The 10,277-nt window shown below is 66.8% G+C and carries 14 protein-coding genes; 6 read left to right on the top strand and 8 right to left on the bottom strand.

Annotation, left to right across the window (positions count from 1 at the left end; genetic code table 11):
• Positions 1-20: 20 nt before the first annotated feature.
• On the top strand, positions 21-443 hold the full coding sequence (locus tag EJO66_RS07780; protein WP_125964898.1) for an HNH endonuclease: 423 nt from the start codon (positions 21-23) through the stop codon (positions 441-443).
• Here the strand turns inward: EJO66_RS07780 and EJO66_RS07775 are convergent.
• On the bottom strand, positions 417-953 hold the full coding sequence (locus EJO66_RS07775) for a helix-turn-helix domain-containing protein (protein WP_240648554.1): 537 nt from the start codon (positions 951-953) through the stop codon (positions 417-419). The two genes, EJO66_RS07780 and EJO66_RS07775, sit on opposite strands and share 27 nt — an antisense overlap.
• 168 nt (positions 954-1,121) lie before the next feature.
• On the opposite strand from EJO66_RS07775, the gene EJO66_RS07770 reads away from it, so the two are divergent.
• Both EJO66_RS07770 and EJO66_RS07765 read left to right on the top strand, forming a co-directional pair.
• Entirely contained in the window at positions 1,122-1,445 is a 324-nt protein-coding gene (locus EJO66_RS07770; protein WP_338067564.1) for a helix-turn-helix domain-containing protein, read from the top strand.
• 57 nt (positions 1,446-1,502) lie between these two features.
• Positions 1,503-2,009 carry a hypothetical protein gene (locus tag EJO66_RS07765; RefSeq protein ID WP_125964897.1) on the top strand — a complete coding sequence of 169 codons (507 nt, stop codon included), beginning with the start codon at positions 1,503-1,505 and terminating at the stop codon, positions 2,007-2,009.
• Between the two features lie 138 nt (positions 2,010-2,147).
• Here the strand turns inward: EJO66_RS07765 and EJO66_RS07760 are convergent, their stop codons facing one another.
• Positions 2,148-2,486: a PRC-barrel domain-containing protein gene (locus EJO66_RS07760; protein ID WP_125964896.1), complete on the bottom strand. Its 339-nt coding sequence runs from the start codon at positions 2,484-2,486 to the stop codon at positions 2,148-2,150.
• A gap of 155 nt (positions 2,487-2,641) precedes the next feature.
• Entirely contained in the window at positions 2,642-3,082 is a 441-nt protein-coding gene (locus EJO66_RS07755) for a helix-turn-helix domain-containing protein (RefSeq protein ID WP_125964895.1), read from the bottom strand.
• A 74-nt stretch (positions 3,083-3,156) separates the two neighbouring features.
• Between EJO66_RS07755 and EJO66_RS07750 the strand changes: the two genes are divergently transcribed.
• Together EJO66_RS07750 and EJO66_RS07745 are read left to right on the top strand one after the other, a co-directional pair.
• Positions 3,157-4,038: a class I SAM-dependent methyltransferase gene (locus EJO66_RS07750; RefSeq protein ID WP_125964894.1), complete on the top strand. Its 882-nt coding sequence runs from the start codon at positions 3,157-3,159 to the stop codon at positions 4,036-4,038.
• Complete coding sequence (locus EJO66_RS07745) at positions 4,031-4,555, top strand: DUF2938 domain-containing protein (RefSeq protein ID WP_125964893.1); 525 nt, start codon at positions 4,031-4,033, stop codon at positions 4,553-4,555. The genes EJO66_RS07750 and EJO66_RS07745 overlap by 8 nt, the downstream gene beginning before the upstream one ends.
• A 9-nt stretch (positions 4,556-4,564) precedes the next feature.
• Here EJO66_RS07745 and EJO66_RS07740 read toward each other — a convergent pair whose 3' ends face one another.
• Genes EJO66_RS07740 through EJO66_RS07730 form a run of 3 tightly spaced genes read right to left on the bottom strand, consistent with a single transcriptional unit; the run spans position 4,565 to position 8,432 of the window.
• Entirely contained in the window at positions 4,565-7,096 is a 2,532-nt protein-coding gene (locus tag EJO66_RS07740; protein ID WP_125964892.1) for a cbb3-type cytochrome c oxidase subunit I, read from the bottom strand.
• Positions 7,093-8,037 (bottom strand): cytochrome c oxidase subunit II, encoded by a 945-nt coding sequence (locus EJO66_RS07735; protein WP_125964891.1) that lies wholly within the window; start codon positions 8,035-8,037, stop codon positions 7,093-7,095. Before EJO66_RS07735 ends, EJO66_RS07740 begins: the two co-directional genes overlap by 4 nt.
• On the bottom strand, positions 8,034-8,432 hold the full coding sequence (locus tag EJO66_RS07730) for a c-type cytochrome (protein WP_125964890.1): 399 nt from the start codon (positions 8,430-8,432) through the stop codon (positions 8,034-8,036). The genes EJO66_RS07735 and EJO66_RS07730 overlap by 4 nt, the downstream gene beginning before the upstream one ends.
• 87 nt (positions 8,433-8,519) lie before the next feature.
• Here EJO66_RS07730 and EJO66_RS07725 point away from each other — a divergent pair, with 87 nt between their 5' ends.
• The gene (locus EJO66_RS07725; RefSeq protein ID WP_240648535.1) at positions 8,520-9,383 is read left to right on the top strand and encodes a c-type cytochrome; all 864 of its coding nucleotides are present in this window, start codon (positions 8,520-8,522) and stop codon (positions 9,381-9,383) included.
• Between the two features lie 6 nt (positions 9,384-9,389).
• Here the strand turns inward: EJO66_RS07725 and EJO66_RS07720 are convergent, their stop codons facing one another.
• Together EJO66_RS07720 and EJO66_RS07715 are read right to left on the bottom strand one after the other, a co-directional pair.
• Complete coding sequence (locus EJO66_RS07720; RefSeq protein WP_240648534.1) at positions 9,390-9,689, bottom strand: hypothetical protein; 300 nt, start codon at positions 9,687-9,689, stop codon at positions 9,390-9,392.
• On the bottom strand, positions 9,689-10,120 hold the full coding sequence (locus EJO66_RS07715) for a hypothetical protein (protein WP_124959446.1): 432 nt from the start codon (positions 10,118-10,120) through the stop codon (positions 9,689-9,691). Before EJO66_RS07715 ends, EJO66_RS07720 begins: the two co-directional genes overlap by 1 nt.
• Positions 10,121-10,277 lie beyond the last annotated feature (157 nt).

The raw sequence follows: 10,277 nt of genomic DNA, 5'->3' as shown, positions 1-10,277 counted from the left end.
TCACTTCAACGTGAAACCTTATGACGCACAGGACCAATCTCTGCGCGCTCCGCGAAAGCGCTTTCTTGGCTCAGGGCCACCCTTGTTTTTACTGTCTGCACCCGATGTGGCGCGCAGACGCGAAAGCGTTCGCGGCGGCGCATGGCATCTCGCGCGACCGGGCGCGAATGTTTCGGCTGACGGCCGAGCACCTGACCGCGAAGATGGATGGCGGGCGCACCATCGCTTCCAACATCGTGGCCGCTTGCCGCTACTGCCACCACGGCCGCCATGCGCAGTTTCCGGGCGCCGCCTCCGACCCTGAGGCTTATTCATTCTTTGTGCTGCTCAGTGTTGCCGCCGGAGTTTGGCGTGCGAAGGGCCCGACGGTTGAGCATCCGTGTCGCCCGCCGCGCGGCAGGGCCGCCAAGAACAGCCTACTCTCGCAGCGTGAATACCACTGACAGGTATGAGACCGGATGGGTCGGAATGGCCTCGATCCCATGGAGTGCGGTCGCATCGAACAGCAGCGAGTCCCCGGCCCTCACCTCCAAAGACCTGCCGCCATAGCGGTAGCTGACCTGCCCGGACAGAAAGTACAGGAACTTCAGGCCCGGGTGCTGGAAGGTCACGTAGGGATCGGCGCCGGGCAGCAACGTGACGAGATAGGGCTCGACGAACAGGTTGCCCGACAGCAGATGGCCCAACAGCTCATAGCGGTAGTCCGCCACTGCGCCGATGCGATCGACCAGGACACCATGTCCTGCACGCACATGGCAAAAGTCAGTGCGCCGCGCCTGATCACTGAAGAAGCGCGAGATCGGCACCTGTAGGCCCTGCGCGAGGCGCTCCAAGGTCTCCACCGAAGGCGAGACCAAACCGCGCTCGATGCGCGAGAGCATCGAGGCGGAGATACCCGACAACCTCGCCAACCCGCCGGCGGAGGTACCGCCGGCTATGCGCAGCGCCCTCACCTGCGCACCGATACGCGATGCAGACGCGCTACGAACCACAGGTGATGATTGCCGCAGCTTTGCGGGCAATGCAGAAGCAGGTATTCGCACCGTTCGTGCGGTCGGGAGTGGCGACGGGAGCAATCTCACGGACATTTGGCCTACCTTCCGAATTGGTAACCATATACCGTGATATTTTATCCCGTGGTGCTTTATTCCTTTAAAACTGACCATCTCCACATGGTGAATGGGGTCTCAGTTCGCAGGAAAAAGGTGCCAGAGCTAGTGCTTTTTGGCGAGGCGGTACGCGAGCGCCGAAAGGCGCTTGGCTATTCCCAAGAGGCATTCGGTGACGCATGTGGAATTGATCGCAGCTACATTGGCGGCATAGAGCGGGGCGAACACAACCTGGCACTTATCAACATTCTCAAAATCATTGCAACCTTGAAGATCCAGCCCTCTGAGTTCTTTCAGGCGTTGGACAGACCGCACAAGAAGTTGAGATCGAACTGAGATCCCTCGACGACCAACTCTCCCGCCGATGCGAGCTGGCAGGACACACCTCTCAGCATGCTGAAGGAGCGCGCGGGCATTCGGCTCTGCACAGCTTTGCGCGCTGACGGCGCTGTAGCCATGCGGCGTCACTTGAGCACAAGGTTCGCGTTCGCCTATGAACGAGCGCGATGCCTGCCATTGAAGCTTTGGGTCAAACAAGCGTGGAAATTCATCCGGGGCCTATGGAGCCTTTGCCATGACTATCTGGATTTGGATTCTGCTGATCGCCTTGTCGCCTTGTCGCCTTGTCGCCTTGTCGCCTTGTCGCCTTGTCGCCTTGTCGCCTCAGTCGCCTCAGTCGCCTTTGGCGTGACCTACACCGCGCTTGGTTTGAAAGCCAATGCTCACCTTAACGAAAAAGCCCCTAACTCCGACCGCTCGGTCGGATGGCTCTTCTGGTGGTCGTTCAGCAAGAACAAGTACAACGAGGAAGGGAAAGGGCTGTGCGCCCAAGGGCAGATGCTTGCACTCGTGTTGCTCGCCCTCTACGCCACTTGGTATTTCGTCCTTCTGAAGAAATAGCGGCAACTTCGGTTGAGATGAGGCCAGCTTCCCCGCCGGTCCTTGTTCCTCACCGCCTGGAGAATTTTCGAATGAACGGGCGTGAAATTCACACGCAGTGGCCGCAGCCTTCTCCAAAGACCGCGGCCGGCAGGTCCCTCAAAGCCCGTAATACTTGTCCACCGTCCCGCTGTACGCATCGTCGTACTCGGGCACCCGGTCGCTCGCATACTTCGGCGCACCCTCGATCTGCGCCTTGGTCAACGGCACCACGTAGCCGTCCTGCGAGGTGTCGTACTTCAGCATGGACCAGGGGAGCGGATAGCGGTCCGTGCCCATGCCCAGGAAGCCGCCGAACTCCAACACCGCATAGCGGACCTGGCCCGAGATCTTGTCGATCATGAGTTCATCGATGCTGCCGAGCTTGTCTCCCGACGTGTTGTAGACGGATGTCCCCTCGACGCGCTCCGACGAAATAACTGGATTGGCGCTCACCATGGAAAAGTCTCCGGCCGGCATTTCTGGGGAATGACGGCATAGATTGCTGTGCCCAGGATTGCAACTTTCGGTCTAGAAAATTCTCGCCGCATCGGCCGAGAGACTGTCGTGTTGTAGGAGGCTGTCTGGCACCCGGGTGCAGCATGAAGCCCCGCCTAGTTTGGCAACTGCCGTGCCTTCTTTTCGCGCGCGCCAATGGCCCCGGAAGCCGCGGCCCGCACGATGCGCCTGAAGGTTGGGCACTCCATGTGGCTGGGCGCGGGGCAGGCCGCCGCGTGCCGCAGGCCGTCGCGCATGGCGCTCAGTTTGCGGATGGTACGGTCGAGCTCTTCGGCCTTGGCCGCGAGCATCTGCCGGTCGATGCGCGGGCCGCCCTCGGGCGCGAACATGCGCGCGATCTCGTCGAGCGAGAAGCCCGCGGCGCGCCCGACCGCGATGAGCGCCAGGCGTTCGAGCACGCCGGCATCGAACAGGCGGCGCAGGCCGCGCCGGCCGGTCGAGGCGATGAGCCCCTTTTCCTCGTAGAACCGCAGCGTCGATGCGGGGACGCCGGATTGCAGTGCCACTTGGGCGATGTCCAGATGTTGTGCTGCCACCTCTTGACCTCAAGTCGACTTGAAGTTGCAAAGTCTAGCTTCCGCCTCTTCAGGCAAGCCAAGGACAAACCATCATGGACATCACAAAGCAGCAAGACAACGAACAAGCCGCCCTCTGGAACGGCCGCGGCGGGCGCGCCTGGGTCGATGCGCAGGAGTCGCTCGACCAGCTGTTCACCCCGTTCGAGAACCTGCTCGTGGACGAGGCGCGCGCCGCGTCCGCGCACCGGGTGCTCGACGTCGGCTGCGGCACGGGCGCCACCACGCTGGCCATTGCACAGGTGCTCGGCGCGGCGGGGCATTGCGTCGGCGCCGACATCTCCGAGCCGATGATTGCCGCCGCCCGGGCGCGTGCAGAACGGGCGTGCGCGCCGGCGAGCTTCATCTGCGGCGACGTGCAGAGGCACGCCTTCGAGCCGGCAAGCTTCGACCTGATCGTTTCGCGCTTCGGCGTGATGTTCTTCGACAGCCCGGTGCAGGCCTTTGCGAACCTGCGGCATGCCGCGAAGGATGGCACCGCGCTCCGGGCCATCGCATGGCGCAGCGCCGCGGACAATCCGTTCATGACGACGGCCGAGCGCGCCGCCGCGCCGCTGCTGCCGAACCTGCCGGTGCGCAGGCCGGGGGCGCCGGGACAGTTCTCCTTCGCGGACCGCGATCGGGTTGTCTCCATCCTGGAGGAGAGCGGCTGGGCCGGCATCGACATCCGGCCGATCGATGTCGAATGCACATTGCCCGAGAAGGCCCTGCATGGCTATCTCACGCGGCTCGGCCCGGTCGGCCTGGTTCTCCAGGATGCGGACGAGCGAACGCGCGCGCAGGTCACCGAGGCTATGCGCGCGGCGTTCGAGCCTTATGTGCACGGCAGCGAAGTCCGCTTCACCGCGGCCTGCTGGATGATCGGCGCTCGGGCGCCTTTCGCATTGGACACGCACGAGGAGGCTGCCCGTGCCTGAAGCGCTTGGCTACCTGGTGTGCGCCGCCGTGGTCGGGACCGGCGCCACGGCGGTGATGGACCTCTGGGCCGTCATTCGAAAGCGGCTGCTCGGCGTGCCTTCGCTCGACTACGCGCTGGTGGGCCGCTGGTTCGTCAACCTGGCGCGCGGGCGCTTCCGGCACGATCCGATCGGCGCATCGCCGCCCGTGGCGCACGAGCGGCTGATCGGCTGGACGGCCCACTACCTGACGGGCATCGCCTTCGCGGCCGTGCTGCTCGCGTTCTGGGGCATTGGCTGGGTCTGCCGTCCGGCGATCGGTCCGGCGCTGGTCGTCGGCATGGGCAGCGTGGTGGCGCCGTTCTTCCTGATGCAGCCGGGCATGGGTGCCGGCATCGCGGCGAGCCGCACGCCGCGCCCAGGCGTTGCGCGCTTGCACAGCCTGGTCACGCACGGCATCTTCGGGCTCGGGCTCTATGCGACCGGGTGGGGGGCAAGCCTCCTGCTGGAACGGTTGCAATGGCGCGGCTTCTGTTGAAGCGGCGGCTCAGCCGAGCAGCCGCGGCACGGCCTGTACCGCGAGCGCCCCGATGATTCCTTGCGCGGTCACGCAGTGCCACATCAGCGCGGTGTTGTCGATGGTCGCGCGGGCCGCGGGCTGCAGCCGGCCCGCCCATGAACGCACGAGCACATAGCCGCCCATCAGCATCAGCACGGCGGCGTGGAAGGCCTGGTAGCCCAGCAGCATGCCGACCGAAGCGCTCCAGCCTTGCGCGCGCGGGTCGAGCCCGGCGAGCTGATGGCCGCCGATGTCGAGCGCGGCCGCGCCGGCAGCGCAGGCCATGGCCAGTGCTGCAAGCATGCGCAGCAAGCGCTGGCGGCGCGCATCGGCCGTGTGCAGCCTGCGCACGGCCAGCGCCATGGCGGCCGAGCCGGCCGCGAGCAGCAGCGCCGCGCCCAGCGGCCAGCGCAGGGGCGGCAGCGCGGCACCGGGTGGCGGGCACATGTCGCTGGCCATCGACAGGTGCACATGGGTGTACAGCAGCGAAACGAAGATCGTCATGTCCACCGCAATCAGCACGACCATGGCCCACCACGAGTGCGATGCCCGCCCATGCGCGCCGACCGGCAGCTGCACGCCATGGCCGACGTCGACCGTGGCCACCGGCGGCGGACGGTCGGAGTCCCACAGCCAGCGCAGGATGCATGCGACCGCGATCACGCCGCAGGCAAACGCAGGCAGCGTCTGCGACACCGTGAGAAGAAGAAAGAAGCCTGCCGTGCCGGCAGCCGCTCCCAGCGGCCACCAGCTGTCGGTCGGCAGGCGCAGCAGGTGCATAGGCCGCGCGTCGCGCAGGCTGGTCACCAGCGTTTCGCGGCCGCCGAACACCGTGCCGGGCAGCCAGTGGCGCCCGGCCTCCACCTCCTGCGGCAGCGCGGGCTGCCGCCACAGCGGATAGCGCGAATCCACCAGCGGAATGCTGCGCACGCCGTACTCGCGCGGCGGCAGCCATTCGAGCGTGCCCGCGCCCCAGGGATTGCCGTGGTCCTGCTGGGGCCGGCGCAGCGTGCGCGCCGCATCCACCATGAAGAGCAGCACGCCGGCCGCGAGCGTGTAGGCGCCGAGCGTCGACAGCATGTTGAGCGTGTTCCAGCCCAGGTCGCCGCCGTAGGTGTACACGCGCCGCGGCATGCCGAGCATGCCCGCGATGTGCATCGGGAAGAACGCCAGGTTGAAGCCGCCAAACATGAGCCCGAACACCCAGCGGCCCCAGCGCTCGGAAAGCCGGTGGCCGTTGAAGACCGGCGCCCAGTAGTAGAAGCCCGCGAACACCGGAAACACCATGCCGCCGATGAGCACGTAATGCAGGTGCGCGACGATGAAGTAGCTGTCGTGCGCCTGCCAGTCGAAGGGCAGCACCGCCACCATCACGCCGGTGAGGCCGCCCAGCACGAAGATGAAATGAAAGCCCAGCAGGAACAGCGTGGGCGCATTGAGCGCGACGCGGCCGCGCCAGAAGGTGGCGATCCATGCGAACACCTGCACGCCGCTCGGTATGGCCACGATGAAGCTGGCGGCCGACACCACCAGCAGCGAGAGGTTGCCCAGGCCCGCGGTGAACATGTGGTGCGCCCAAAGCGCGAAGCTCACCACGCCCACGCCGATGAGCGCCAGCACCACCGCGCGGTGTCCCACCAGCGGCGTGCCCCCAAGCGTGGCGACCATCATCGACACCATGCCGGCCGCGGGCAGGAAGATGATGTAGACCTCCGGGTGGCCGAAGAACCAGAACAGGTGCTGCCACAGCAGCGGATCGCCGCCACGCGCGGGAATGAAGAAGGGCCAGTCGAATGCGCGCTCCAGCTCCAGCAGCATGGTGGCCGCGATCACGGCGGGAAACGCGATGACGATCATCAGCGCGGTGACCAGCATGGCCCAGGCGAAGATCGGCATGCGCATCAGCGTCATGCCGGGCGCGCGCGTGAACAGCACGCCCACGATCAGCTCGATGGCCCCCGCAATGGCCGAGATCTCGATGAACCCGATGCCCAGCAGCCACCAGTCGGCGCCGCGTCCGGGCGAGAACTCCTTGCCGGTGAGCGGCGGATACATGAACCAGCCGCCATCGGGCGATACGCCGAAGAACAGCGTGCAGAAGAAGGCGATGCCGCCGATGGCATAGGCCCAGAACGCATAGGCCGAGAGCAGCGGAAAGGGCAGGTCGCGCGCGCCCAGCATGCCTGGCAGCAGGTAGATGGCCACGGCCTCGACGATGGGTACCGCGAACAGGAACATCATCACGGTGCCATGCATCGTGAAGAGCTGGTTGTAGGTGCCGGCGTCGATCAGGTGGTTGTCGGGCACCGCGAGCTGGGTGCGCATCATGAGCGCCAGGATGCCGGCCAGCACGAAGAAGAGCATGGCGGTGGCGATGTAGAACACGCCGATGCGCGTGTTGTTGACCGCCGAGAACTGCCGCCAGCCGACGGGCGGGCGCCACGCGCGCTCGAGCGCCTCGCGCTCGCCTGCGGGGCGCGGCGGGTTGGAGCGGCCTGCTTCGGGAACTTGCGTCGTCATTTCAGTTGCGCGAGCCAGATCGCGATGGATTGCAGGTCGGCCTCGCCGATGCGCTCGCCGGAGGAGGGCATGCGCGCGCCCGGTTTCAGCTGCTGCGTGTGGGCCACCCAGGCGGCGAGCTGCGCGGGATCGTTCGGCACGGTGCCGGCGCCCAGGTGCAGCCGGCTGCCCACGTGGGTGAGGTCGGGGCCGAGGCGGCTTTGCTCGCTCACGCCGCGCACGGTGTGGCAGGCGTTGCAGCGGTGCGCGAGGAAGGCCTCGCGGCCCCGCTCGACTTCGGGCGATGGCGTGGCCGCCGGCCTTGCCTGCGCCGCGAGCCATGCATCGAAGGCCGCGGGCTCCTCGGCCACCACGTGCAGCGCCATGCGCGCGTGCTGCTCGCCGCAGTATTCGGCGCACTGCCCGCGCCAGGTGCCGGGCCGGTCGGCCTGCAGCTGCAGGTGCTGCACGCGGCCGGGCAGCATGTCCATCTTGCCGCCGAGCGAGGGCACCCAGAAGCTGTGGATCACGTCGGCGCTGCCAAGGCCGAAATAGACCGGGCGGCCGACGGGAATGCGGATCTCGTTCGCCGTGACCACCTCGGCGCCGCTGGCGGGGTCGCGATAACGCACCTCCCACCACCACATGTGGCCCGTGACGCCGACGATCAGCGCGCCGGGCGGTGGAATGGGCTGCCATGGCGGCCGATGGAATTCGCTGTAGGCGAAGAGCGCCGAGAGCACCACCGTCGGAAACACGAGGCCGCCGCCGAGCAGCCACCAGCGCGTGCTGATCCGGCTGCCGCCCCGGCGGCGAACGGCGAGCACGAGCAGCAGCATGACCCCGGCGAAGATCAACGCGCCGCCCACCACCAGCACGCCGCTCACTTCGAGCAGCGTCTCCGCAACGGGGCCGGCGGCCCGCAGGGCGGATTGGGGCAGGCCTTCGCTCGCGGTGTTCATCGTTCGAGCGCGAGCAGGTAGGCCGCCATGTCGCGCGCATCGTCGGGCGAGACGCCCATCGCCGGCATGAGGGTGCCCGGCACCACGGCGGCCGGCGCGACGATCCAGCGCACCAAGGCGTCAGGATCGTTCGGCACCTGGCCGGCGATGTAGCTGCGGCGGCCGAAGGCGGCGAGCGTGGGGCCGGTGCGGCCGCGCGCGGCCTGCACGTCGGGAATGGTGTGGCAGCTTCCGCATTGGTACTGGGCCAGCAGCAGCCTTCCGCGTTCGCGCTGCGCGGGCGGCGCGCGCTCGGAGGCGAGGCCGCTCTCTCCCGGCGTGCAACCGGCCGCGAGCACCGCCAGCACCAGCAGGGCGAGCGGATACACAGCACGGCATGACGGGGCGGCCACCATGCCGCGATTCTGCGGATGGGAACGCGGCTTGCGCCGACACGGCGGCGCCGGTGCGCGTCGGACAATGCCGCCAATTGAATGCCGCCGATGGGTGCACCCAAGACCGTTCTACTCACTGTCGCCGCGCTGGGCCTCGCGGGCGTGGCGGCGGGCGCGCTGGTGGTGTACGGCGGCCTCTACGACGTGGCGGCCACGCAGCAGCATTTCCAGCCGGTCTATTCGCTGCTGGAAACCGCCATGCACCAGTCGGTGAAGATGCGCGCGCGCAACATCGAGCCACCGCGGCTCGACGACGAGCGGCTGGTGATGCGCGGCGCGGCCTGCTTTCGCGACAAGTGCGTGCAATGCCATGGCGCTCCAGGCGTCGCGCAGGGTGACATCGGAAAGAGCATGCAGCCGCTGCCGGGACCGCTGGTGGACGCGCGGCACCACTGGAAGCCGCGCGAACTCTATTGGCTGACCAAGCACGGCATCCGCATGAGCGGCATGCCGGCGTGGGAGTTCAGGTTGTCCGAGGAAGACCTGTGGTCGGTGGTGGCGTTCATGGCGCGCCTGCCCGACCTCACGCCGCAGCAGTATGCCGAAGCGACGCGCGTGGAGGCCACCGGCGTGCAGGGCGCACCGGTCCGCACGGCATGCGGGCCGGCAGCCGCGGCGGCGCCGCTGCGGGTGGCCGATGCGCAGCGCGGCGCGCGCGCGCTGTACCAGTACGCATGCAGCGCCTGCCACACGATTCCAGGCATCACGGGCTCGTCGCCGAACGTGGGGCCTCCGCTCGCAGGCATCGGGGGCCGTTCGCTGATCGCGGGAAAGCTCGCCAACACGCCGGACAACATGGTGCGCTGGCTGCGCCAGACGCACGAGGTCGATCCGCTCACGGCCATGCCGGAGATGGGCGTGTCCGAGCAGGACGCGCACGACATCGCCGCCTACCTGGCGGCGCTGCGCTGAACATTTCTAGAATTTGGCCACGCTGCGTTCGTCGTCGACCGTGGCGATGCGCAGCCGGGCCCGCTCGTGCTTGATGACGAGCCTGGCGCACTGCTCCTGCATGGAGGCGTCTGTGGGAGGCCGCTCGCTGCAGTCCACGAGAAGCTGCGACTCGGCGAAGTCGAGGCCATGAAGAACCTCCTGGCCATGCGAATTGATGGCCAGGAGGTTGTCGGCCGACAGTTGGGCGCGCAGGGCTTCGGAAATGGCGAGCGTCTGCAAGGAATTCACCGTTTCCTGGTGCCTGGTGCCGGGGTTGTCCGCCATTACTTCTTCATCGCCTTGATGTCGGCCTTGCCCTTGGCTTCTTCGGCCTTGGCTTCCTTCACACAGGCGTTCTTGGCATCGCCCTTCTGGTCGTCGCACTTTTCCTTGGCAATGCTGTAGGCAACTTCCACCTTGGCCTCTGCAAGCTTGCGGGCATTGCCGTCGCTGGGCTTGTGCTTCTGCTCGAGTTCGGCCTTGGCAATCTTTTCCTTGCCCTTGGCTTCTTCCATGCAGACGTCCTTGGCGTTGTCCTTCATGGCATCGCAAGCTGCCTTGTCGGCCTTGTAGTCGGCCGAGATCTTGTCGCGCGCGGCCTTGTATTCGGCCATGGCCGGATCGGTGGCCGCCGCGGGAGGTGTGTTCACTTGCGCATGCACCTGGACCACTGCCATGCAGGAGGCTGCGGCGCACATCAATAGCAGTTTCTTCATGGTTGAACTCCTTGACGCCGGTGGTTTTTCTTTCAGGGGGAGGATCCGGCGCCTGAGGTCAATATAGAAGTCGGAAGTGACGCAACGGTAGGACGCCTTGCGAAGCGGTCGTAAGCACATGCTGACGCTTCCCACGGGCGGTGGACATGCGGCGGCG

The sequence above is a fragment of the Variovorax beijingensis genome (assembly GCF_003951285.1).
GTDB classification, from domain to species: domain Bacteria; phylum Pseudomonadota; class Gammaproteobacteria; order Burkholderiales; family Burkholderiaceae_C; genus Variovorax; species Variovorax beijingensis.
This window is presented reverse-complemented; position numbering and strand designations above follow the sequence as displayed.